The 21,090-nt window shown below is 66.2% G+C and carries 25 protein-coding genes; 4 read left to right on the top strand and 21 right to left on the bottom strand.

Annotated elements, in window-relative coordinates; all coding sequences use genetic code 11:
* The 3 genes from RSW2DRAFT_RS08095 to RSW2DRAFT_RS08085 all read right to left on the bottom strand — a co-directional run.
* The coding region (locus RSW2DRAFT_RS08095) for an enoyl-CoA hydratase-related protein (protein ID WP_008029826.1) at positions 1-1,474 on the bottom strand (1,474 nt) is incomplete at its 3' end.
* Positions 1,475-1,599: 125 nt separating this feature from the next.
* Positions 1,600-1,773, bottom strand: coding sequence for a hypothetical protein (locus RSW2DRAFT_RS08090; protein WP_008029823.1), 174 nt, complete (start codon positions 1,771-1,773; stop codon positions 1,600-1,602).
* A gap of 16 nt (positions 1,774-1,789) precedes the next feature.
* A complete protein-coding gene (locus tag RSW2DRAFT_RS08085) occupies positions 1,790-2,107 on the bottom strand; it encodes a TraR/DksA family transcriptional regulator (RefSeq protein WP_008029821.1) in 318 nt (105 codons plus the stop codon).
* Positions 2,108-2,249: 142 nt separating this feature from the next.
* Between RSW2DRAFT_RS08085 and RSW2DRAFT_RS08080 the strand changes: the two genes are divergently transcribed.
* Together RSW2DRAFT_RS08080 and RSW2DRAFT_RS08075 are read left to right on the top strand one after the other, a co-directional pair.
* A complete protein-coding gene (locus RSW2DRAFT_RS08080; RefSeq protein WP_008029819.1) occupies positions 2,250-3,110 on the top strand; it encodes an MBL fold metallo-hydrolase in 861 nt (286 codons plus the stop codon).
* An 86-nt stretch (positions 3,111-3,196) separates the two neighbouring features.
* Positions 3,197-3,625, top strand: coding sequence for a TIGR01244 family sulfur transferase (locus RSW2DRAFT_RS08075; protein WP_008029816.1), 429 nt, complete (start codon positions 3,197-3,199; stop codon positions 3,623-3,625).
* Positions 3,626-3,838: 213 nt separating this feature from the next.
* Here the strand turns inward: RSW2DRAFT_RS08075 and RSW2DRAFT_RS08070 are convergent, their stop codons facing one another.
* From RSW2DRAFT_RS08070 to RSW2DRAFT_RS08030, 9 genes are all read right to left on the bottom strand, one after another.
* The gene (locus tag RSW2DRAFT_RS08070) at positions 3,839-4,816 is read right to left on the bottom strand and encodes a FliM/FliN family flagellar motor switch protein (RefSeq protein WP_008029814.1); all 978 of its coding nucleotides are present in this window, start codon (positions 4,814-4,816) and stop codon (positions 3,839-3,841) included.
* A gap of 83 nt (positions 4,817-4,899) precedes the next feature.
* Entirely contained in the window at positions 4,900-7,584 is a 2,685-nt protein-coding gene (locus RSW2DRAFT_RS08065; protein WP_008029812.1) for an ATP-binding protein, read from the bottom strand.
* Complete coding sequence (locus RSW2DRAFT_RS08060) at positions 7,584-7,859, bottom strand: hypothetical protein (RefSeq protein WP_008029809.1); 276 nt, start codon at positions 7,857-7,859, stop codon at positions 7,584-7,586. The genes RSW2DRAFT_RS08065 and RSW2DRAFT_RS08060 overlap by 1 nt, the downstream gene beginning before the upstream one ends.
* The gene (locus RSW2DRAFT_RS08055) at positions 7,856-8,227 is read right to left on the bottom strand and encodes a response regulator transcription factor (protein WP_008029807.1); all 372 of its coding nucleotides are present in this window, start codon (positions 8,225-8,227) and stop codon (positions 7,856-7,858) included. Before RSW2DRAFT_RS08055 ends, RSW2DRAFT_RS08060 begins: the two co-directional genes overlap by 4 nt.
* Before the next feature lie 103 nt (positions 8,228-8,330).
* The gene (locus RSW2DRAFT_RS08050; protein ID WP_008029805.1) at positions 8,331-9,623 is read right to left on the bottom strand and encodes a helix-turn-helix domain-containing protein; all 1,293 of its coding nucleotides are present in this window, start codon (positions 9,621-9,623) and stop codon (positions 8,331-8,333) included.
* A 65-nt stretch (positions 9,624-9,688) separates the two neighbouring features.
* Positions 9,689-10,525 carry an ATP-binding protein gene (locus tag RSW2DRAFT_RS08045; protein ID WP_008029803.1) on the bottom strand — a complete coding sequence of 279 codons (837 nt, stop codon included), beginning with the start codon at positions 10,523-10,525 and terminating at the stop codon, positions 9,689-9,691.
* A complete protein-coding gene (gene tatC / locus RSW2DRAFT_RS08040) occupies positions 10,522-11,394 on the bottom strand; it encodes a twin-arginine translocase subunit TatC (protein ID WP_008029802.1) in 873 nt (290 codons plus the stop codon). Before tatC ends, RSW2DRAFT_RS08045 begins: the two co-directional genes overlap by 4 nt.
* Positions 11,391-11,993 carry a Sec-independent protein translocase protein TatB gene (gene tatB, locus RSW2DRAFT_RS08035; RefSeq protein ID WP_008029799.1) on the bottom strand — a complete coding sequence of 201 codons (603 nt, stop codon included), beginning with the start codon at positions 11,991-11,993 and terminating at the stop codon, positions 11,391-11,393. The genes tatC and tatB overlap by 4 nt, the downstream gene beginning before the upstream one ends.
* A gap of 41 nt (positions 11,994-12,034) precedes the next feature.
* On the bottom strand, positions 12,035-12,247 hold the full coding sequence (locus RSW2DRAFT_RS08030) for a twin-arginine translocase TatA/TatE family subunit (RefSeq protein WP_008029798.1): 213 nt from the start codon (positions 12,245-12,247) through the stop codon (positions 12,035-12,037).
* Positions 12,248-12,461: 214 nt separating this feature from the next.
* On the opposite strand from RSW2DRAFT_RS08030, the gene RSW2DRAFT_RS08025 reads away from it, so the two are divergent.
* Positions 12,462-12,815 (top strand): helix-turn-helix transcriptional regulator, encoded by a 354-nt coding sequence (locus tag RSW2DRAFT_RS08025; RefSeq protein ID WP_008029795.1) that lies wholly within the window; start codon positions 12,462-12,464, stop codon positions 12,813-12,815.
* 6 nt (positions 12,816-12,821) lie between these two features.
* On the opposite strand, the gene RSW2DRAFT_RS08020 is transcribed toward RSW2DRAFT_RS08025, so the two are convergent.
* The 6 genes from RSW2DRAFT_RS08020 to RSW2DRAFT_RS07995 all read right to left on the bottom strand — a co-directional run bounded on the left by RSW2DRAFT_RS08020 (position 12,822) and on the right by RSW2DRAFT_RS07995 (position 18,742).
* The gene (locus tag RSW2DRAFT_RS08020) at positions 12,822-13,907 is read right to left on the bottom strand and encodes an ABC transporter ATP-binding protein (protein ID WP_008029794.1); all 1,086 of its coding nucleotides are present in this window, start codon (positions 13,905-13,907) and stop codon (positions 12,822-12,824) included.
* A gap of 66 nt (positions 13,908-13,973) precedes the next feature.
* Positions 13,974-15,050 carry an ABC transporter ATP-binding protein gene (locus tag RSW2DRAFT_RS08015; protein WP_040671838.1) on the bottom strand — a complete coding sequence of 359 codons (1,077 nt, stop codon included), beginning with the start codon at positions 15,048-15,050 and terminating at the stop codon, positions 13,974-13,976.
* 14 nt (positions 15,051-15,064) lie between these two features.
* Positions 15,065-15,871 (bottom strand): ABC transporter permease, encoded by an 807-nt coding sequence (locus RSW2DRAFT_RS08010; protein ID WP_008029790.1) that lies wholly within the window; start codon positions 15,869-15,871, stop codon positions 15,065-15,067.
* Entirely contained in the window at positions 15,868-16,755 is an 888-nt protein-coding gene (locus RSW2DRAFT_RS08005; protein WP_008029788.1) for an ABC transporter permease, read from the bottom strand. The genes RSW2DRAFT_RS08010 and RSW2DRAFT_RS08005 overlap by 4 nt, the downstream gene beginning before the upstream one ends.
* 177 nt (positions 16,756-16,932) lie before the next feature.
* Positions 16,933-17,193, bottom strand: a complete 261-nt coding sequence (locus tag RSW2DRAFT_RS08000) for a hypothetical protein (RefSeq protein ID WP_008029787.1) — start codon at positions 17,191-17,193, stop codon at positions 16,933-16,935.
* A 145-nt stretch (positions 17,194-17,338) separates the two neighbouring features.
* Positions 17,339-18,742, bottom strand: a complete 1,404-nt coding sequence (locus tag RSW2DRAFT_RS07995) for an aminotransferase-like domain-containing protein (protein WP_008029784.1) — start codon at positions 18,740-18,742, stop codon at positions 17,339-17,341.
* Between the two features lie 84 nt (positions 18,743-18,826).
* Here RSW2DRAFT_RS07995 and RSW2DRAFT_RS07990 point away from each other — a divergent pair, with 84 nt between their 5' ends.
* Complete coding sequence (locus RSW2DRAFT_RS07990) at positions 18,827-19,036, top strand: DUF1127 domain-containing protein (RefSeq protein WP_008029783.1); 210 nt, start codon at positions 18,827-18,829, stop codon at positions 19,034-19,036.
* A gap of 112 nt (positions 19,037-19,148) precedes the next feature.
* On the opposite strand, the gene rpsI is transcribed toward RSW2DRAFT_RS07990, so the two are convergent.
* The 3 genes from rpsI to RSW2DRAFT_RS07975 all read right to left on the bottom strand — a co-directional run bounded on the left by rpsI (position 19,149) and on the right by RSW2DRAFT_RS07975 (position 21,040).
* Positions 19,149-19,634, bottom strand: coding sequence for a 30S ribosomal protein S9 (gene rpsI, locus RSW2DRAFT_RS07985; RefSeq protein ID WP_008029782.1), 486 nt, complete (start codon positions 19,632-19,634; stop codon positions 19,149-19,151).
* A 2-nt stretch (positions 19,635-19,636) separates the two neighbouring features.
* Positions 19,637-20,101, bottom strand: coding sequence for a 50S ribosomal protein L13 (gene rplM, locus RSW2DRAFT_RS07980; protein WP_008029780.1), 465 nt, complete (start codon positions 20,099-20,101; stop codon positions 19,637-19,639).
* Positions 20,102-20,257: 156 nt separating this feature from the next.
* Positions 20,258-21,040: an SseB family protein gene (locus RSW2DRAFT_RS07975; RefSeq protein WP_008029778.1), complete on the bottom strand. Its 783-nt coding sequence runs from the start codon at positions 21,038-21,040 to the stop codon at positions 20,258-20,260.
* Between the last annotated feature and the right edge of the window lie 50 nt (positions 21,041-21,090).

Here is a 21,090-nt window from a genome sequence, read left to right as displayed (position 1 = left end):
GGGCCCGGGTCGGCCCGCCCCCCAGCAGATGCGCCACCGCCGCCCGCTGGGCCGCCATCAGCCGCGCGCCAAGGCCGCCCGGTGCCATTGCCCGCAATGTCGCCAGCCCGAGGCTGCGCAGCAAGGCCAGCACGGTCGCCACTGCCTCGGGGGCAGTGGCCTCGGCCACGATCACCTCGGCCAGCCGCCCGCCCGGCTGCGGCAGGGTCAGCCGCAGCATGTCGGCGGCCCGCGCGCCGGTGCTTACACCAAAGCCGCCCAAAGACACCAGCACCGCCCCCGGTTTGGCGGCGGCAAGGCCGATCTCCAGCGCGGTGGCGTCGGTCAGCAGCAAAAGGTCAGCATCGGCCAGCGCCTCGGGCTGCACCGCCGGGGTGATGCGCGCCCAGTCGGCATCGCGGGCCTTGGCAGTCAGGCTGCCCGCCGCCACCGCCATCTGCATCTGCGCCGCAATCACCTCCAGCGCCGTGACCAGCCCGGATTTGGTCGGTGCCAGCAGCGTCACCGCATGGCCCGCCTGCGCCAGCAGCAGCGCCGGGTTTGCGGCATCGGCCCCCACCACCGCCAGATGTCGCAACGGCCGCGGCGGCAGCTTGGCCTCGGGCAGCCGCGCCAGCGCCCGCTCGGCAAAGAACGCATGGCGCAATGCGGCAGCCTCGGGCGAGGCCACCAGATCGTCGAACGCCGCGCGTTCAAAGGCCAGCCCCTGATCGAACGGCAAAAGCTGCGCCGCCTCGACGCAATCGACGATGCGCGGCGGCGCGGGCTGCCTTGTGCCGCGCAAACCTGCCCGGGCCGCGTTGATCGCCGCCTGATAGGCCTGCGGGTCGCGCATGCCCTCGCGCCGGTCGCGGGTCGGTCGGGAAGGCGCGGCACCTTGCGCCAGCGCCGCCGCCATCAGATCGGTCTCGACCACCTGGTCCAGCATCCCCAGCGCCAAAGCCTCTGCCGCCGGAACCGGCACGCCCTGCAGCATCAGCCGCAACGCCTGTTCCGCCCCGATCAGCCGCGGCAGCCGCTGGGTGCCCCCCGCGCCGGGAAGGATGCCCAGACCCACCTCGGGCAGACCCAGTTTCGCATCGGCCAGCGCCAGCCGCAGATGCGCCGCCAGCGCCAGTTCCAACCCGCCGCCCAAAGCCGTGCCATGCAGCGCCGCCACCACCGGCTTGCGGCAGGCCTCGATCCGGTTGCAAACCTCGGCCAGCAGTGGTGCCTGCGCCGGTTTGCCGAATTCATGGATATCGGCCCCCACCGGAAAGCTGCGCCCGGCGGCCGAGATCACGATGGCGGTCACCTCGGGGTCGGCCTCGGCCGCGGTCAGCGCCGCCAGCAGCCCCGCCCGCACCGGCTGCGCCAAAGCGTTGACCGGCGGATGGTCGATGATGATCTGCAAGACCGAACCGATCCGGTTCTGCCGCACAACGCTGGAAACCTCGCCGCCAGAACCTTCGCCGCTGGAAACCTCGCCGGACAAAGCCGTCTCCTCACCCCCGGAGCCTGTGCCCCCAAGGCGCATTGAAGCGGCGTGCGCTGCAAATGGCAATGAAAAAACGGCGCGAAATCAACGCAGGTCCGCCACCGGAGGCGCCAAGCACGCGCTCAGACCGGCATGTTGTCGAAGGCGCTTTCGATTTCCTCGTCATCCAGCGGCACTTTCGCCGTCAGATCGCCCGGCATGATGCGCATGAGCGCCTGCATTTCCGCCAGCAAATCCGTCAACTCCGGTTTTGGCACCACCGGAACCTCGGGCAGCACGTCTTTCACGATTGCCATGGTCATCTCCCCCGGTTCAAGTCGCACAATCGCGGCAAAACGGCGTGTAGGGCAACACGTCCAGCCGCGCCTCGCTGATGTCGGCACCGCATTTGGCACAGATGCCGTAGTCGCCGCTGGCAATCCGCGTCAGAGCGGCCTCGATCATCCGCATTTCCTGCTGGGCCGACACGCCCATCCCCTCCAGCACCTCGTCATCCGACCGCTCGATGGCCAGTTCTTCCCAATCCTGCTCGCCATGCGAATCCAGACCTTCCTCGATCTGCGCCAGACGGGCCGTCAAGTCGCCCAGCCGTGCTTGCAAGGCTGCTTTGCGTTTCGCAATGGGGGTCATGTGGGCCTCCTCTTCCTGTTGAAACCCTAGTGGTCCGGGCCGGTCCTGCCCTTGATGCAGGTCAAACCGGGCTGCGCCATTCGAACCTTGAAGTCGCGGGCTGCCCCGCCTAGCTACACCAAGAGCCAACTCCGAGGACATCATGCAGGCCAGCGTATCCGGCTTTTTCGACGATGCAACCAATACCATCACCTATCTGGTGCGTGACCCAGACAGCCGGGCCTGTGCAGTGATCGATTCCGTGCTGGATTTCGACCAGGCCTCGGGGCGCACCGACACGCGGTCCGCCGAAAGGGTGATGGCGGCAATCAAGGACCAAGGGCTTGATCTGCAATGGATACTGGAAACTCATGTCCATGCGGATCATTTGTCGGCGGCGCCGTTCCTTAAGGCGCAGCTGGGCGGGCTGATCGGCATCGGTGACCGCATCACCATGGTGCAGGACACCTTCGGTGCGATCTTCAACGAGGGCACGGGCTTTCGCCGCGACGGCTCGCAGTTTGATCGGCTGTTTGCCGAGGGCGACAGCTTTACCCTAGGCGGGCTGCCGGTGCAGGTGCTGCACACGCCGGGCCACACCCCCGCCTGCCTGACCTATGTGATCGGGGACGCGGCATTTGTCGGTGATGCGCTGTTCATGCCCGATTTCGGCACGGCGCGCTGCGATTTTCCCGGCGGCTCGGCGGCGATGCTGTTCGCCTCGGTGCAGAAGATCCTCGGCCTGCCCGATACCACCCGCATCTTCGTCGGCCACGACTACAAGGCACCCGGGCGCGATGCCTTTGCCTGGGAGACCACGGTGGCGGCGCAGAAAGCCCGCAACATCCATATCGCCGGGCGCAGCCTGGACGACTTCGTGGCGCTGCGGCAGGCCCGTGATGCCACACTGGCGATGCCGCGGCTGATCCTGCCGTCGTTGCAGGTCAACATGCGCGCGGGCCGGATGCCGGAACCCGAAGCCAATGGCACAAGCTACCTGAAAACGCCGCTGAACCAGTTGTAGGCGGCGCGGACTTTCCATTGCCAGGGCCGGGCGATATGCTGCTGCCAAGGGCCATTGCACCCTGAATTGACCGCCAAGGAGAGACCATGGACATTCGCGCCCTGACCGACAGCTATGCCGTATCCCCGCAGATCATGCCGGAGGATCTGGCGGCGATCAAGGCCGCGGGCTTTGTCACCGTGATCGACAACCGCCCCGATGGCGAGATTCCGGCCGCCCTGCACACCCCGGCCATGCAAGCCGCGGCCGAGGCGCTGGGGCTGAAATTTGTGGCCATTCCGCTGGTTCCGGGCGGCATCACCGCAGCCGATGTCGCCGCCCAACGCGCCGCGATGGACGCGTCCAAAGGCCCGGTTTTCGCCTATTGCGCCTCGGGCAACCGCTGTTCGGTGGTCTGGGCACTGGCCCATGCGGGCCGGATGCCGACCGACGAGTTGATCGGCCTCCCGGCGCGCTTCGGCTATCAGCTGGAAGGCCTGCGCAGCCATCTGGAGGCTTTGGCCACCAAGGGCTGAGGGTCGGGGGGGCTGACGGTCGGGGGGCTGACAGTCGGGCACCAGCCGGCCAGCAACGTCCAGGAAACCCTGCCGCGACCGGCGTCGTTCCAGCGTCCGCGCCACCTTTTCGTGCCGACCCGCGGAATATGCGCGACAGCCCGGGCGGGAGGTCGAACCGCAGGCCAAGCCGAACCGAAACCGCCCCAGACCGTCTGGCCCGGCCGCGACGCTTCAGCCGGTGCCGGTCAGGCGCAGGTCGTCGGGGTCGGCCATGGCCATCGGTTCCGCCATCAGCCCATGGTGTGTCCCGTGGTCGCCACCGCGGCTGCGCGGCGCGGCATCCGAGGCGGTATCCACCCGCACGGCGCGCATGCCGCGGTTCTGCCCCAGCCGCCCCACTGCCACCGGCTGGCCAGTGATGCCGGTCAGCGCGATGCGGTCCAGCGCCGCCGTGCCCAACGGCAGCACATCGCCCACTTTCAACTTCATCACCGCCGCCAGCGGCAGCGTGACCTTGGCCAGCACCGCCTCCAGCGTGCAATCGGCAGCCATCACCTGTTCGTTCATCGCCGCGGCAAACATCAGCGCCGCCCCGGCCTGCGGTGCCACAGCGTCCGGCCGGCGCGGCTTGCGGCCACGGCCATCGGCGGGCAGCGCCAGCATCAGGCTGCCGGTCTTCATCCCGCCCGCCAGGCTGATCTGCGCCTGCACCAATCGGTAGGGCACATCTTCCAGCAGCAGGCCCAGCGGGCGCGGATCATCCAGAAACGAGGCGTAGCGAAAGCCGCCGGCCCAGACCAGATCATCCTCGGCCACCAGCAGCGATTCCATGCCCTCCAGCGCCAGATCCAGCATCCCCGCCACCATCGCGGCATCGGTGCGGGTGGGTTTGCGGGCAAATTCGGGGCGCGGCGACACCTGGCCCACAGTCTGCGCCTCGATCAGCCCGGCCAGGATGCTGGGCGAGATCACCAGCACCCCCAGCCCTTCAGCCGGGCCTTCCAGCACCGCAATCAGCGCCCGTTCCGGCGGCATGTCCAAGAGTTCGGTCAGCGAGCGGCGCTGGATATCCAGCTTTTCCACCTCCAGCCGCAGCGCCATGGCATCGCGGGCGGCACGCGCCAGCGCCAGCGGCCATGCCTTGTCGGCACCACCGCTTTCCGGAGGTGCCCCCTGCACTGCCGCCAATTTCCGCCGGATCACGCCCATTGCCGCCGTCAAGCCCTGTTCAAATCTGCCCCGCCCCCAAGACCTGCCAAAACTTAGTTGCGAAAGCGTTAGCAAGGCTGGTTTCAGGCGGCTTTTTCCAGTCGTAGCGGCAGGGTTACCCGGAACGCAGCACCGCCCTGACCGGGCAGATAGGCGATGGTGCCGCCAAGATTGGCCATCACCTCGCGGCAGATCGCCAGACCCAGCCCCGCCCCCCCGGCGCGATTCTGATCGGTCAGCCGGGCGAATTTCTCGAACACCAGCGCCTGACTGTCGTTGGCAATGCCCGATCCGTTGTCGATGAAATCCACCGTCACCCGGCCCGCCTTGTGCCGCACCGATATCCGCAGCACCGGCTGGGCCGCGTCGCAATACTTGCGGGCGTTCGAGATCAGGTTGATGAACACCTGCACCAGCCGGTCGGCATCGGTGCGCAGAAAGACCGCCTCGGCCAGCAGGTCACGCTCGATGGTAAAGGTGCGGTCGGGCCTTGTATGACTGGCCGCCCGCAACGCCCGGTCCAGCATTTCCGACAGGTTGCTGAGGTCAAGGTTCAACTGCACAGCACCATTTTCCAGCACGGAAAGGTCCAGCAGGTCATCCAGCAGCCGGGTCAGCCGGATCGCCTCGTCATGGATGATGCCGGCGTGTTTGGCGGTCACCGATTGCGGCATGTCGCCTTCCATCATGATCTCGGAAAACGCCCGGATCGAGGTCATCGGCGTGCGCAATTCGTGGCTGATCTGGCTGAGGAAAGCGTCTTTTTGCACCGAAAGCTTGGTCAGCTTTTCGTTGGCCTCGCGCAGGGCGCGCGCGGTGCGGGTAACCTCGACCTGCTGGGCTTCCAGCCGGGTCGAGTATTCCTTGATCTGCGCCGCCTCGGACGCCACCGCCATCAGGTCTTCGACCGTCACCGTGGCCCGCCCGACCAGTTGGCTGATCATCGCATGGGCCGTGGCAGCCCCCACCGAACCCGCCAGCCGCAGCTCCAGCCCTTCGATGAATTGCGCTGTGGGATCGGGCAGATAACCCGCCTTGCCCTGCGCCCGGGCCGCCGATTCGAACAGCGAAAGCGCCGGTTCCTCGCCCAGGATGCGCTGCGCCATCACCAGCAGTGCCTCGGGCTCGGCGCGGCCCGGGGCCCAGCCTTGCGGGGCGGTGGTATCGGCGTCGAAGACGTTGACGAAGGCCGCCCCCTGCACCCGCTCCAGCGGCGAGGGGAAGGTGACGATGGACCCCAGTGCAAAGGCGGTGGCGTTCAGCACCAGCGACCAGAACAGCGCGTGCAGCAACGGGTCCATGCCCTGCACGCCGAACAGCGCCTGTGGGCGCAGCCAGCCGATGCCCCAGGGCCCTTCGGCAAACACCCGCGCCGAGATTACCGCATCCGGCCCGAACGACGGCAGAAACAGCGCATAGCTCCAGACCGCAAAGCCCAGCGTCAGCCCCAGCGCCGCCCCGGCCTTGGTGGCGCCGCGCCAGAAGATGCCGCCCAGCATGGCGGGCAATATCTGCGCCACCCCGACAAAGGAAATCAACCCGATGGCCGCCAGCGCCGCCGAGCCACCCGACACCGCGTAATAGGCGTAGCCAAGCGCCAGCACTCCGGCAATCGACAGCCTGCGTGCCATAAGCACGATGCGCCGCACGTCGCCCGACACCGCACTGGCCGGCCGCAGCCGCAGCCAGACCGGCATCACGATATGGTTCGACACCATGGTGGCCAGCGCAATCGCCGCCACGATCACCATCGAGGTGGCCGAGGAAAAGCCGCCCAGAAACGCCAGCATCGCCAGCCCGCCCTGCCCCTGGCTCAGCGGCAGGGTCAGCACGAACAGATCGGGGTTTGCGCCTGCCGGCATCAGTTGCAGCCCGACCACGGCAATCGGCACCACGAACAGGCTCATCAGCATCAGATACAGCGGAAACGCCCAGCTTGCGGTGGCCAGATGCCGCTCGTCGGCGTTTTCCACCACCAGCACCTGAAACATCCGCGGCAAGGTCATCACCGCCGCCGCGGACAGCAGCGTGAGGCCCACCCAGCGCCCCGGCTGCAACTGCCAGTCCGAGATCGGTGAGGCGTTGATGCGGGCGATGATGTCGGCAGGCCCCGCCGCCAGCCCCCAGACCACAAAGATCCCCACGGCCAGCAGCGCCACCAGCTTGACCACCGCCTCGACCGCGATGGCGGTGACGATGCCGGTGTGCTGCTCGTTGGCGTCCAGATTGCGGGTGCCGAACAGGATGGTGAACAGGGCAAGCCCCGCCGCCACCCAGATCGCCGTGCTGCCCTGATCGGGGGGCGCCCAGCCTTCGGTGGCGGCGGTGGCGAACACCTCGAACGACAGGGTGACCGACTGGAGTTGCAGCGCGATATAGGGGGTGGCCGCGACCACGGCGATGACGGTGACGATGACGCCCAAGAGGTTGGACTTGCCGTAACGGCTTGAAATCAGGTCGGCAATCGAGGTCACGCGCTGCTGCCGCCCGATCCGCACCAGCTTGCGCAGCACCCACCACCAGCCGATGAACACCAGCGTCGGGCCAAGATAGATCGTCAGGAACTCCAACCCCGACCGCGCGGCATAGCCCACCGCGCCGTAGAAGGTCCAGGCGGTGCAATAGATCGACAGTGACAGCGTATAGACCAAGGGTGAACGCAGCCAACGCGCCGAACCTGCCGCCGCCCGGCGTTCCACCGCAAAGGCCACCATGAACAGCAGGATCACATAGGCCACGCAGGCCAGAACCAGCAGGTTGAACGGCATCAGGCCTCGTCCTCGGTGCCTGCGGCGTCTTCGGCCGAGCCGCGGTCCAGCCCCACCGACATCAGCGCCGCCACCACGATCAGCCCGGCCCAGACCGCGAACAGATAGATGCCGTCGGGGGCGGTGTCACGACTGCCGGTCTCGGCCGGGGCCCAGAGGATCGGCAAAAACACCAGAAACCCGCCGAACACCGGCAGCAACCGCGCTGCATCGCGCAGCCGCCGCCGCCGATACGACCGCCGGGCCAGAAACAGCGGCGGTTTCCGGACGCTCATGGTCCGGCCACCAGCGCGCGGGCCGAGGCGACGATCTCGGCGTTGGAAAACGGCTTGGCCATGAACAGGTTGACCCCCGCGGCTTCGGCTGCGGCACGGTCGCGGCTTTGGCCCTTGGCGGTCAGCATCATCACCGGCAGCGTGGCAAGGCCCGGATCGGCACGCAAGGCCTGCACGATTTCCAGCCCGCCGACGCCCGGCAACATCAGATCGACGATCAACAGATCGGGGCGGTCGGCCCGCAGCCGCGCCAGTGCCGTGCGGCCCTCGGCCAGAGTTGTCACCTGCCAGCCATCGCGGCTTAGGATAAAGCTGATCGCCGCGGCGATATTCGGTTCATCCTCGATCAGCAAGACATGCCGTGCCACGCCGCTGGTGCCTCCCCCGATCCTCAACCGCCGCACCTTTGGTGCAACCGGCCCCCTATGACGCAACTATCGGCATTTATGAACGGTCTGTCAAAACCCATCCTCACGGGGCGGCGTCGCTTTGGCTGGCTTCGCTGAGGATCGACGACTCGCGCCGGGCCGGGCATGCCTGCTGCGGGCAGATGCGACAAGTGGCCCCGATGCGCAGCGGCTGACCGGTGGTGGAAGCGGCGGGCAGCATCAGCATGGCGGCGCTGCGCAGTTCCGGCCCGGCAAAGCCCAACGGATAATCCGGCTGGCAGAACGCCTGTGCGATGAAGGCCCGCCCGCCGCGCCCGACCGTGGCCACCTGCGCCTGCACCGGCGTCATCGGCCGCGCCAACGCCGCATAAAGCGGCCACAGCGCGCAGGCGGCGCCAAAGCGCGGCGGCACGAACCCCTCGGCGGGTTTGCGAAACACCAGCGTTCCCGAGGCGTCGCAGATCACCAGCCCGGCCTGTGCTCCGGGCAGCGTGGCCAGCCGCCGCATCACCGCCAGCACCGGCTGGCCAAAACGGGCGGCCAGGCGCGCAGGGTCCGGGCCGATCTCGGCCAGCGCTGCCTGAAACGCCGCCAGCGGCAGGGCGGCCGCGTCCGCCGTTGCCAGCCCGATCCAATCCCGCGCCAGCCCCCGCGCCGCCCCCGAGGCCAGATCGGCCAGATCCGCCTCGACCCCCTCGCCAGTTTCCAGCCCCGCCAGATGCCAGCCGCGCGCCGCCAGCCAGGCGTCGAATTCTTCCTGCGGCGAGGCGATGCCGGCATCGTTTGCCTGATCAGACCCGTCCAGATAGGCCACCAGCGCCTCGGCCCCCGATGCCAGTCGTTCTGAATCACCATGCAGGTTGGCGTGGAACCGCGCCCGCCATTCCGGGGCGATATCGTCGGTTTCCGCCAGGATCGCCGCGGTGGATCGCACCGCCGACACCGCCGACAGCATCTCGTGCAGCGCCTGGCTGAGGTGGGGGTCATGCGCGATGCGGTCGTTCAGCGCCGCCACCGCCCGTTCCAGTTGCGCAGCCCGCCGCTGGGTCTGGCCCAGCACCGCCGCCCAGCCGGGAAAGCGGCTGACGAAATCCTCGATCGGCTCGATCTCGGCAGTGGTGCCGACCCCGCCCGCCGCTGCCCGCAGATCGTTGATCAGCGCATCGCCCGCCCCCTTGGCCAGCGCCGCCGCCTCGACCCCCAGAGCGGCGGCCAGCTTTTCCATGAGGTCCGCGCCAATGCGGCGTCGGTTGTGTTCGATCAGGTTCAGATAAGAGGCAGAGATGCCCGCGACCCGCGCCATATCGGCCTGCCGCAAGCCCAGAAGCAACCGCCGCTCACGCAGCCGACTGCCCGCAAGTGCGGTCATTCCCATGGCAAACCCTCCCGCCGTTGCCAGGAGTTTACACCGGTTGGCGGGCCTTTACAAACTTTTGAAAACTACAGCCGCACGCCGTTGCGCGCCGCAAGGTCGGTGAAGAACTGCCAGGCCACCCGGCCCGAGCGGCTGCCGCGGGTGGCCTGCCATTCAATCGCCTCGGCCCGCAGGGTTTCGGGCGGCACCGTCACGCCGTAAGCCGCGCAATAGCCGTCGATCATCGCCAGATAGTCGTCCTGGCTACAGGGATGGAACCCCAGCCACAGCCCGAAGCGGTCCGACAGCGACACCTTTTCCTCGACCGCCTCGGACGGCGAAATGGCGGTGGAGCGTTCATTCTCGATCATGTCGCGCGGCATCAGGTGGCGGCGGTTCGAGGTGGCATAAAGGATCACATTCTCCGGCCGCCCCTCGATGCCGCCATCCAGCACCGCCTTCAGCGATTTGTAATGCTGGTCGTCCTGGCTGAAGGAAAGATCATCGCAGAACAGGATGAAGCGGTGCGGCGCGGCGCGCAGATGGCCCAGCAGACGGCCCACGGAAGGCAGGTCCTCGCGGCTGAGTTCGACGATTTTCAGAGCCAGCCCCTCTGCGCGAACGGATGAATGGATCGCCTTGACAAGGCTGGATTTTCCCATGCCGCGCGCGCCCCACAACAGCGCGTTGTTGGCAGGCAGGCCGCGGGCGAAATGCCGGGTGTTTTCCAGCAGCGTATCGCGCGCCCGGTTCACCCCCACCAGCAGCCCGATCTCCACCCGTGCCACCTGCGCCACCGGCTCCAGCCGGTCAGGCTGGGTGTGCCAGGCGAAGGCATCAGCGGCGGCGAAATCGGGTGCTGCCATCGGCGCCGGAGACAGACGCTCCAGCGCCGCGGCGATGCGGATCAGGGCGTCGCTCATGCCTTGTCGGTGCCTTCAGCGATGTCTTGCTCGTCATCCTCGAACCACAGGCCCTGCGCCCGCAGATCGGCCTCGCGCTTCTTCTCGATCCGGCGGATCAGGAAGATCGAAACCTCGTAAAGCGGGTAGATCGCCGAAAACAGGATCATCTGGCTCATCAGGTCGGGCGGCGTGGCGATGGCGGCGACGATCAGGATGATCACCACCGCATATTTGCGCATCCCCGCCAGCCCGCGCGAGGTGACCAGCCCGGCCTTGCCCATCAGCGTCAGCAGCACCGGCAACTGGAAACACAGACCGAAGGCCATCACGAAAGAGGTGGTCAGGTTCAGATAGGCTTCCATCGAGCCCTGGAAGATGATGCCCGCCACCGGCGACTTGTCACCTGCCACTGCTGCCGCTTCGTTTGCAATATCAATGGTTTGCTGGAAACCCAGGAAGAATGCAAAGGCCACCGGCAGCACGACGTAATAGGCAAACGCCGCCCCCAGCACGAACATCACCGGCGAGGCGATCAGGAACGGCAGAAAGGCGCCCTTTTCCGATTTGTAAAGCCCCGGCGCCACAAAACGCCACATCTGATAGGCGATCACCGGGAAGGACAGCGCCACCCCGCCCATCACCGAGATGCGGATGGCGACGAAGAAGCCTTCCTGCACCTTGATCATCACCAGCCCACATTCGCGCCCGGTATCGGCCAGCGCATTGCAGATCGGAATTGACAAGAAATTGAAGATTTCGCGGGCGAACGGAAAGCAGATCAGCATCGCCACCACAAAGGCGGCCAGCGAATACATGATGCGGTTGCGCAACTCGGCCAGGTGCTCGATCAGCGGGGCGGCGCTGTCGTCGATGTGGTCCGTGCTCATGCGTCACCGCCGCTGGTCCAGGGTTTTTGCAACACCGGCTTGGCGGCGGCTTCGGGCGCGGCGGCGTCCGCTGCCGCGGGTTTGGCGGCGCGCTTGCGCGGGGCGGGTTTGGCGGCAGCCGGTGCCGGTTCGGCGGCTGCGGCGGCTTCGGCGGCCTGTTTTGCCGCGGTGGCCTCGGCCCAGGCGGCACGTCTGGCGGCGGTATTGTCGGCCAGCGCCTGGGTTTCCGGCCCCAGCACCGGGGCTGCGGCGGCATTGGCAGCCGCGGCATCGGTTGCCGGGCTATTGGCAGCCGCAGGCGTCACCACCGGCTTTTTCTTCATCGGATCCCAGTTTTCGAACTTGGTTGCGGCATCCTTGACCGCATCCAGCCCCATGCTTTTGACGTTGGTGGCGGCCTTGATATCCTTCGCCACATCCTTGACCCCGGCCTCGTCGGCGGCCTTGTCCATCGCGCGCTGGAACTCGCGCGCCATGCTGCGGGCCTTGGCGGTAAAGCGGCCAAGGGTGCGGAACATTTCGGGCAGGTCTTTCGGGCCGATGACGATCAGCGCCACCACCCCGATGACCAGAAGCTCGCCACCGCCGATATCAAACATGCCTTGCCCGCCCTGCCCTGATACTGTCCGCCCGACCTAGATCAGACCTTGTCCTTGTCGGCGGCGGGGGTCACGTCACGCGCGGCCTCGACGGTCTTGGCGGCGTCGGCGCCCTCTTCCTTGATGCCCTGCTTGAAGGCGTTGATGCCCTTGCCCACTTCGCCCATCAGCGAACTGACCTTGCCGCGCCCGAACATGACAAGCACGACGACGGCGATAAGCAGAAGGCCGGGAAGTCCGATATTGTTCAGCATGGCTGTTCTCCCTTGGTCCGCAAGGTTGCGGTGCCTGACTGTGATACCGGATCATTTATGACCTGCGGTGGCCGGATCAAAGCCCCTTCGCGCAGCAATAGGCGGTTTTGGCCGCACCAGCGCGGTTGTGACGCAAGCTTGCTGACAGCAGATTGTCAGTTGCCCCTGGTTGCAGCCGGTTGACGCCGGCCGCGCCGGCGCGCCAGATGGCCCCATGCGCCGCAATGACCGCCTGTTCGATCTGATCCAGCACCTGCGCGACGGGCGGTTGCACACCGCGCGTGACATGGCGGCACGGCATGGTGTGTCGGTGCGCACGATCTGGCGCGACATGGCGATGCTGGCAGCAGCCGGTCTGCCGGTGCAGGGCGAGCGTGGCGTGGGTTATATCCTGCGCGGCCCGATCACCCTGCCGCCGATGATCCTGACCCAGGACGAGGCCGAGGCGCTGCGGCTGGGGCTGGCGCTGGTGTCGCAAGGCGCCGAGGCGCGGCTGGTCAAGGCGGCGGCCTCGCTGGCCGAGAAATTCGCAGCCGTCTTGCCCGCCGCCGAGCCGAGCCAGCCTTGAGCCGCCCTAAGCGGGATGCGGGAACACGAAGCAGCGGTCGCGGCGGATCATCAGCCACAGCACCGTGCCGGGTTTGGGCAGAAACACCCCGGGCACCGAGGCGGTCAGCCGCTGGCCGCCCTCGTCCAGCGCCAGTTCCACCAGGCTTTCGCGGCCCAGAAACCGGGCGCGGATCACCGTGCCGCGCGCCGCAGTGCCGTCCATCGGGGTCGGGCTGGGGCCACGGCCGGCGCGGTCGAGGTCGATCTTCAGATGCTGCGGGCGGATGACGATCTCGACCGTGCCGCCATCGGCATGACCGGGGGTCAGAAAGCTGCCGAACGGGGTTTCGGTCAGTGCCCCGCGCGAAACCCCGCGGATCACGTTGATATCGCTGAAAAACGCCGCCGCCGCCCGATCGACCGGCGCGTTATAGACATTGTAGGGCGCCCCGGTCTGCACGATATGGCCGCCACGCATCAGCGCGATCTCGTCGCCCATCCGCAGCGCCTCGTCCGGCTCGTGCGTCACCAAGAGCACGGCGGCGCCTTCTTCCTTCAGCACCTCCAGCGTGGTGTCGCGGATGCCGTCGCGCAGGCGGTTGTCGAGGCCCGAGAACGGCTCGTCCATCAGCATGACCTTGGGGCGCGGCGCCAACGCGCGGGCCAGCGCCACCCGCTGCTGTTCACCTCCCGAAAGCTGATGCGGGTGCTTGGGGCCGAAACCGGGCAGGTTGACCCGCTCCAGCAGTTCATCGACCCGGCGGGCCTTGGCCTCGCGGTCGGTTTTCAGCCCGAAAGCCACGTTCTGCGCCACCGTCAGATGCGGGAACAGCGCGAAATCCTGAAAGATCAGCCCGACCGAGCGGGCCTCGGGCGGCAGGTTGGTGCGGGCGTCGAACACCGGGCGGCCGTCGATGCGGATGCTGCCGCTGTCGGGCCGCTCGACCCCGGCGATCATCCGCAGCGTGGTGGACTTGCCGCAGCCCGAGGGGCCAAGCAGGCAGGTCACCTGCCCCGCCGCGATGGTCAGCGACACGTCCGACACCACCGGCACGCCGCCAAAGGCGCGCGACAGGTGCTGGATTTCAAGGCGGACAGAAGACTGCGACACGGGTTTATCCGATGGATTTCCTCGGTTAATCCGATAACAGGCCGCTTGCGCCGCGACAAGGGGCGGTCAGCGGAACAGCACCAGCGCGCCGGGGCTCCAGGCCACGCGGGTGCGGGTGCCGATGTCCAGCACCGGCCGACCAAAGACGTTGCGCATCGAGATCCGCACCGGGGTCTGCATGCCGTCCAGCCGCACGTCGTAATAGGTCATGTCGCCGAAATAGACCACTTCCTCGATGGTTGCCATACATTCGCGGTCGGCGGCGACCTGGCCTTCGAACAGCACGGTCAGGGTTTCGGGCCGGAAACCGATCGAGGTGCCGTTGCCGGTGGTCGCCCCCGGCGCCTGGGCGGCATCGATCTCGACCCGGCCGAAGCCCTGGGTATCGACCTCGATCCTGCCGCCGGATTCCGACACCACCGAGGCCGGCATGAAGTTCATCGTGCCGATGAAATCCGCCACCTTGCGGCTGTTGGGGCGGCGATACAGGGTTTCGGGGTCGGCAAGCTGGGCAATCTCGCCTTCGAACATCACGGCGATGCGGTCCGACATCACCAGCGCCTCTTCCTGATCATGCGTCACCAGAATGAAGGTGATGCCGACCTGACGTTGCAGCTTGATCAGCTCGACCTGCATCTGCTCGCGCATCTTCTTGTCGAGCGCCGAAAGGGGTTCGTCCAGCAGCAGCACCTTGGGTTTCAGGATCAGCGCCCGCGCCAGCGCCACCCGCTGCCGCTGGCCACCCGACAACGCATGGGCGCCGCGCGCGCCGTAACCCTTCAGCCCCACCATCTCCAGCGCCTCGCCAACCCGGCGGGCCAGCACGTCCTTGGCCAGCCGCTCGCGCCGCAGGCCGAAGCCGACGTTTTCCTCGACCGTCAGATGCGGAAAGATCGCATAGCTTTGAAACACCATGTTGGTCGGCCGCTGGTTGGCGGGCACGCCTTCCATATGCTTGCCGTCGATCAGCACGGCGCCCGAGGAAATCTCCTCGAAGCCGGCGATGGTGCGCAGCAGCGTGGTCTTGCCACAGCCCGACGGCCCCAAGAGCGAGAAGAACTCGCCCGCCTTGATGGTGGCATTGATGCCGCGCAAGGCGTGGTAATCGCCATAATACTTATGGACATCCTGAAACTCGATCATGGTGGGACGTTCGTTCACAGGAAGCCTCCGGTATCCTTGGCGCCGGTTTTCGCGATGCCGCGTCGGCGGAAATATTCGGCGATGGTCAGAAGACAGATCGACAGACAGACCAGCACTGTCCCCAGCGCCATGATGGCGGGCACCTTGGCCGGAAAGCGGAACTGGCCGAAGATATAGACCGACAGCGTGGTTTCATTGCCGCCCAGGAAGAAGGCGATGATGAACTCGTCCAGGCTGATGGTGAAGGCGATCAGCAGGCTGGAGATGATGCCGGGCATCACCAGCGGCAGGATGATCAGCCGGAAGGTGGACCAGGCGGTCTCGCCCAGATCATAGGCGGCTTCTTCCAGCGACCGGTCCAGGCTTTGGAACGCCGAGGTCAGGATCGCCACCGCAAACGGCGTGCAGATCAGCACATGGCCCAGGATGATGGTGAAAATCGACAGCGGCACCCCTACCGCCAGCAACACCACCAGCAGCGACATCGCCACGATCATCTCGGGCAGCACCAGGGGCAGCATGATCAGCCCCAGGATACCGGCCTTGCCGGGGAAATTGTAGCGGGTCGAGGCACGGGCGGCGAACACCCCGAAAGTGGTGGCCAGCACCGAGGCCGACCCCGCCACGATCAGGCTGTTCTTGAACGAGTTGAACATCTGCTCGTCGGCCCACATCTGCGCAAACCACTGGGTCGTGAAGCCCGACAGCGGAAAGGCGATCACCTTGCTGTCGTTGAAGGCAAACAGCGGCAGCAGCAGGATCGGCGCGTACAGGAAGATCAGGTAGCCGATGGTATAGATGCGCAGCACCGGAATTTTCATTTCTGCCCCCGCAGGTATTTGCGGATGGTGAACAGGAACAGCAGGCTGACCGCCGTGACGATGGCCATGGCCGACACCGCGATGGCGGCCCCCAAAGGCTTGTTGTCGCGCACCAGCATCAGCACCTCGATCATGTTGGCGATCATCGGGATCTTGCCGCCGCCGATCAGGTTCGGCGTCACATAATCGCCAATGGTCGGGATGAACACGATCAGCACCGCCGCAGCAATCCCCGGCACCGACAACGGCAGCGTCACCCGCAGGAAGGTGCGGAACTTGCTTTCGCCCAGGTCCTGCCCGGCCTCCAGCAACGACCGGTCGATCTTTTCCAGCACCACATAGATCGGCAGGATGGCAAAGGGCGCGTAGGCATGCGCCAGCGTCACCACAAAGGCCTGCACATTATAGGAAATCGCGGTCAGCGGCTCGTCGATGATGCCGGTGGCCATCAGGCCGGAGTTGATCACGCCGTTGTAGCCCAGGATCACCTTCCACAGGAACACCCGGATCAGATACGAGGTCCAGAACGGGATGGTGATCAGAAAGAGCCACAGCGATTTCTTCGACGGCTGCACGTGAAAGCTGACAAAATACGCCACCGGATAGGCCAGCAGCACGGTCAACACCGTCACCGCCACGGAAACGCCCAAGGACCGCATCATCACTGAACGGTAGATGCGGTTGGTCCAGGTCTCGATGTAATTGCCGAAGGTAAAGACCGGCTCGACCACCAGATAGCCATCGGTCAGCACCGAAAACAGCAGGATGGTGGCCAGGGGTGCGGCCAGCAGCAGAATGGCGTAGATCGCTGTCGGGCTGACCAGGGCCAACCCACTGCCGCCTTCGGATTTCCGAAAGCGCGCCCATCGCGTGGCTAAACTCATCGTGCCCCCTGTCAGCGGCGTTTTGCTTTTTCTGGCACATGCCGATTGGCAAAGAAAGGGGGCAAATGCCTGAACCATCCCGGTCGCGGGGTGGTTCAGGGCCAAACATCATCCCAAAGCGTTGAATTGCCTTGGAAAAGATTTGATCATTTTATCGGGGCCGAAACCGCCGCTGCCTTAACCTGCAACCCGTTCGATGGCAATCGCGCGCTTTTTCAGCTCGTTGTAAAGTGCCGGCACCACCCGCAGCGCCCCCACCGCCACCCGCAACGCATCCGAGATGCGGTCTTCGTTGGCGGCAGGCGCCTCGACCCGCCAGACAATGCGGCGCGACACGCCGTCGTCATAAACGATTTCAGTAGCACCCAGTCGGTTCTTGCGCATGGCAAGGAAATCGGCGCCCCCATGCGGGGCGTGAAAGGCGGATTGGTGTCCCATTTTGGGTCTCTTTTTTTAAGTCTGCTCTGGGACAGATCAGACACCGCGCCGCCGCTTTCGGTCAATTGGCTGCAATTACAATTCCTTGTGACCGAGTCCTTCCTGCAACAGACTGGGTGTGCAACAGACTGGGTGTGCAACAGGACTACACCGCCAACTCCGATGGCGGGCAGCACAGCAACTGCGCCAGCGTCGTCAGCGCCGCATCAAACGCCGGACGGGCAATGCCGCCGTTGATCGCCAGCCGCACCGCGTTGGGGGCGCGGCCATGCACCAGCGCATATTCATCCGCCGGCCGCACCAGCACGCCCGCGGCCTCGGCCATCCGCGCAAAGGTCGAGGCCCGCCAGCCCGAGGGCAGTCGCAGCCAGACGAAGGGCAACCCCGGCTGCCAATGCAGATCAAACCCGCCCAGAGCATTGACCGCCGCGGCCAGCCGGCTGGCGATTTCCAGTTGCACCTTGCGCTTCAGATCGGCCACAGCGCCCGAGGTCAGCAGGTCAAGACACAGATCGGACACCGGGCGTGACAGCGCGAAAAACCCGTGCTGCGCCGTCAGCCGCCCGGCCTCGCCCATGTCGGTCGGACACAGGATATAGCCAAAGCGCAGCGCCGCCGACACCGATTTCGACAGCGAGCCGACATACCAGGTGCGCTCCGGTGCCAGCGCCCGAATCCCCGGTGCCGTGCTTTCAGCGATGGAATAACAGTCATCCTCCAGCACCTGCAAATCGTAAGCCCTTGCGATGGCAACGATTTCTGCGCGTCGCGCCTCGGGCATCCGCGCGGTGGTCGGGTTCTGCGCTTCGGTGGTCAGGCACAGCACCTGGCCGCCATGGCGGCGGCAGGCGGCCTCCAGCGCGTCGGGGCGCAACCCGTGGGCATCCAGTTCCACCCCCACCACCTCGGCCCGCGCCAGCTTGGCGGCATGGCGAAAGCCGGGGTAGGCCAGATCCTCGATCAGCACCACCGGCCGGTCGCCGCGCAGGCAGCACTGGAACACCAGATTGATCGAGCTTTGGCCGCCATGGGTCAGCGCCACATCGGCAGGCGTCGCGGGCCCCAGCACCCGGTCGGTCAGATAGGCGCAAACGGCGGCGCGCAACGGCGCCTCCTTGCGCTGGCTGGGGTAATCCAGCCAGTCAGCCGCGATATGGTCAGCCACCCGATGCAGCGCCGCCGCCATCACCTCGCCCTGCCCCACATCGGGCAATTGTGGCGAGCGCAGATCGACCAGCCCCGATACAATCCCCGGATCGCGTTCGATGAACAGCGATTGTGTCGGCCCCAGCCGCGGCATCCGGGCGGCGACAAAGGTGCCACGGCCAACGGTGGCCGCCAGCACGCCCTCTTGCGTCACCAGTTGATAGGCGCGCGACACCGTGCCGGGGGTGACGCCGATCAGATAGGCCAGATCGCGCACCGGCGGCAGTTGCGCGCCGGGCGGCAAGGCCCCCAGCCGGATCGCCTCGCGCAGCGCCCGCGCCAGAGCGAGGTATTTCGGACCGGGGAATTGTGCCAGATCGGGCAGCCAATTTGTATCAGTCACAATGTTCCTCTGGCGGTTTGCGTTGCGACAATGTATTTTGGCTGTATCAAACACCCCGCTTTGTATCAATACAAAAGGTGCCCCATGGCGCAAATATCTGCATCCGCTCCGCTGCTTGTTGGCCTTGTCTCTGCCCGTCCGCTGACCAGATTGCAGCGGTTGGCGCGGTTCTGGGCGGCCCGGCAGGACAGCCGCCGCGCCCTGGCACAGTTGGACCCGCATCTTCTGCGCGACATCGGCCTGAGCGCGCAGGACGCAGGCATGGAATCCGAAAAGCCGTTCTGGCGCGACTGACGCTTCCCCGAAACTACCCCAGACTTGGGCCGGTTTGTCCGGCCCATTTTTTTCATGCGCCAAATGAAAAAGGCCCGCGCAACGCACGGGCCTTTCTGCAATGTCGGCAAGCTTAACGCTTGGAGAACTGGAAGCTCTTGCGGGCCTTGGCCTTGCCGTATTTCTTGCGTTCCACCACGCGGCTGTCGCGGGTCAGGAAGCCCGCGGCCTTCAGCGCGGCACGCAGGGTCGGCTCGTAAAGCTGCAAGGCTTTGGAAACACCATGCTTCACCGCACCGGCCTGGCCCGACAGGCCACCCCCGGCGACGGTCGCCATCACGTCGAACTGGCCTTCGACGCCCGCAACGGTGAAGGGCTGACGCAGGATCATCTGCAGCACCGGACGGGCGAAGTATTCCGCCATGGTCTTGCCGTTGACGATGACCTTGCCGGAACCCGGCTTGATCCAGACCCGGGCGACCGCGTTCTTGCGCTTGCCGGTGGCATAGGCGCGGCCCAGCGAGTCGCGCACGGCCACACGGGCCGGGGCAGCGGCAACCGCCGGGGCGGTTTCGGTCACGGCGGATTTCAGATCGTCAAGAGATTTGATGTCGGCCATGATCATGCGCTCCGGGTGTTCTTCGGGTTCAGCGACTTGACGTCGAGAACGGTGGGCTGCTGCGCCTCGTGCGGATGGGCTGCACCGGCATAGACCCGCAGGTTGGTCATCTGCTGCGCGCCCAGGCTGTTGCGGGTGATCATGCGTTCGACCGCCTTGACCACGACCCGCTCGGGGTGGGCGCCGTCCAGCACCTGCGCCGCGGTGCGGAACTTGATGCCGCCCGGGTGGCCGGTGTGCCAGTAGTAGCGCTTGTCGGCGCGCTTGTTGCCGGTCATCTGCACCTTTTCGGCGTTGATGATGATCACGTTGTCGCCCATGTCCATGTGCGGCGTGAAGGTCGGCTTGTTCTTGCCGCGCAGGATATTGGCCACCAGCGTGGCGAGGCGGCCCAGAACCACGCCTTCGGCGTCGATCAGGATCCACTTCTTGTCGATATCCGCAGGCGTTGCGGTGAAGGTTTTCATTTCATACCCTGTGAACTGAAGCGAGGGTTGCCCCCCGAAATCTCGGATGGCGGTGTATCTCGCAGGATGCGCGCGCAGTCAAGGGTTGTGGGTGGCAATATTCCGTTGGATTTCAATGGTTTGAAAAATGGGTATCATGTTACCCCAAATTCCGGCCTACCAGCGCAGCTTTGGCGGGTTGTCGGGGTCGGAACCGGGGGCGATTGGCGTGATGGTTTCCGGCACTTCCGGCTGCGGCAGATCGAACCGCAGCGCCACCTTGGTCAAGGGTGCTGTGGCGGCATCGGTGGCGGCAAGGAAGATCACGTCGATCCCACCCTGATCCAGACCCGAAAACGTCAGCGCCTCGCCCGCCGCCCGTGCCAGCGGCGCTTCGGCACCCGGAGCCGTGTCGATGAAGGCCAGCACCAGCCCGGTGCTGCCATCGTCATAGCTGACCCCGGCCAGCAGCGCGTGATCGGCCAGACCCCCTGCCCGCGCCAGTTTGGCATCCAGCCCGGTCAGCAAAGCCTCGGCCAGATCGGGCGCATGGAAGGCCACCGGGCGGGCCTCGACAGCTTCGGGCGGGTTGTCGAGGGTTTCGGCCAGCCAGTCCACCGCCTCGGGCGGCAGCAGCATCGCGGCCTCGGCCACCCCAAGGTTCAGCCCCAGCCCGATGCCCTGCCCGGCCAGATGGGCGGCAATCACCCGGCCCGGCATCGCGGCATAGGGGGCGGGTATGCCGGTGAAGGCGGCCAGCCGTTCCTCCAGATCGAAGACCAGCACCACCGGGCCACCCTCCAGATCGAACACCTGCGGCGTCAGGCTGTCGCCTTTGGCTTCGGACTCCAGCAGCAGGAACAGCTCGCCATCGGCCAGCCGTTCATAGAACCGCAGCCGGGCGGTATCGTCGTCGGGGGCGGCCTGCATGGCGGCATGGGCGGTATCAAGCGGGGTCATCGGCTATCCTGACAGGCGATGCCCGAGGCTGGACATCGGACCCGCCCTAT

Source organism: Rhodobacter ferrooxidans (genome assembly GCF_000176015.1).
Classification (GTDB): domain Bacteria; phylum Pseudomonadota; class Alphaproteobacteria; order Rhodobacterales; family Rhodobacteraceae; genus Pseudorhodobacter_B; species Pseudorhodobacter_B ferrooxidans.
The sequence above is the reverse complement of the archived record's forward strand: the minus strand, read 5'-3'. Positions and strand labels throughout refer to the sequence as shown.

Coding starts and splice junctions, on each gene's coding strand:
- RSW2DRAFT_RS08090 (WP_008029823.1), bottom strand. CDS start 1,773: ATGGCAATCGTGAAAGACGTGCTGCCCGAGGTTCCGGTGGTGCCAAAA.
- RSW2DRAFT_RS08085 (WP_008029821.1), bottom strand. CDS start 2,107: ATGACCCCCATTGCGAAACGCAAAGCAGCCTTGCAAGCACGGCTGGGC.
- RSW2DRAFT_RS08080 (WP_008029819.1), top strand. CDS start 2,250: ATGCAGGCCAGCGTATCCGGCTTTTTCGACGATGCAACCAATACCATC.
- RSW2DRAFT_RS08075 (WP_008029816.1), top strand. CDS start 3,197: ATGGACATTCGCGCCCTGACCGACAGCTATGCCGTATCCCCGCAGATC.
- RSW2DRAFT_RS08070 (WP_008029814.1), bottom strand. CDS start 4,816: ATGGGCGTGATCCGGCGGAAATTGGCGGCAGTGCAGGGGGCACCTCCG.
- RSW2DRAFT_RS08065 (WP_008029812.1), bottom strand. CDS start 7,584: ATGCCGTTCAACCTGCTGGTTCTGGCCTGCGTGGCCTATGTGATCCTG.
- RSW2DRAFT_RS08060 (WP_008029809.1), bottom strand. CDS start 7,859: ATGAGCGTCCGGAAACCGCCGCTGTTTCTGGCCCGGCGGTCGTATCGG.
- RSW2DRAFT_RS08050 (WP_008029805.1), bottom strand. CDS start 9,623: ATGGGAATGACCGCACTTGCGGGCAGTCGGCTGCGTGAGCGGCGGTTG.
- RSW2DRAFT_RS08045 (WP_008029803.1), bottom strand. CDS start 10,525: ATGAGCGACGCCCTGATCCGCATCGCCGCGGCGCTGGAGCGTCTGTCT.
- tatC (WP_008029802.1), bottom strand. CDS start 11,394: ATGAGCACGGACCACATCGACGACAGCGCCGCCCCGCTGATCGAGCAC.
- tatB (WP_008029799.1), bottom strand. CDS start 11,993: ATGTTTGATATCGGCGGTGGCGAGCTTCTGGTCATCGGGGTGGTGGCG.
- RSW2DRAFT_RS08030 (WP_008029798.1), bottom strand. CDS start 12,247: ATGCTGAACAATATCGGACTTCCCGGCCTTCTGCTTATCGCCGTCGTC.
- RSW2DRAFT_RS08025 (WP_008029795.1), top strand. CDS start 12,462: ATGCGCCGCAATGACCGCCTGTTCGATCTGATCCAGCACCTGCGCGAC.
- RSW2DRAFT_RS08015 (WP_040671838.1), bottom strand. CDS start 15,050: ATGATCGAGTTTCAGGATGTCCATAAGTATTATGGCGATTACCACGCC.
- RSW2DRAFT_RS08010 (WP_008029790.1), bottom strand. CDS start 15,871: ATGAAAATTCCGGTGCTGCGCATCTATACCATCGGCTACCTGATCTTC.
- RSW2DRAFT_RS08005 (WP_008029788.1), bottom strand. CDS start 16,755: ATGAGTTTAGCCACGCGATGGGCGCGCTTTCGGAAATCCGAAGGCGGC.
- RSW2DRAFT_RS08000 (WP_008029787.1), bottom strand. CDS start 17,193: ATGGGACACCAATCCGCCTTTCACGCCCCGCATGGGGGCGCCGATTTC.
- RSW2DRAFT_RS07990 (WP_008029783.1), top strand. CDS start 18,827: ATGGCGCAAATATCTGCATCCGCTCCGCTGCTTGTTGGCCTTGTCTCT.
- rpsI (WP_008029782.1), bottom strand. CDS start 19,634: ATGGCCGACATCAAATCTCTTGACGATCTGAAATCCGCCGTGACCGAA.
- rplM (WP_008029780.1), bottom strand. CDS start 20,101: ATGAAAACCTTCACCGCAACGCCTGCGGATATCGACAAGAAGTGGATC.
- RSW2DRAFT_RS07975 (WP_008029778.1), bottom strand. CDS start 21,040: ATGACCCCGCTTGATACCGCCCATGCCGCCATGCAGGCCGCCCCCGAC.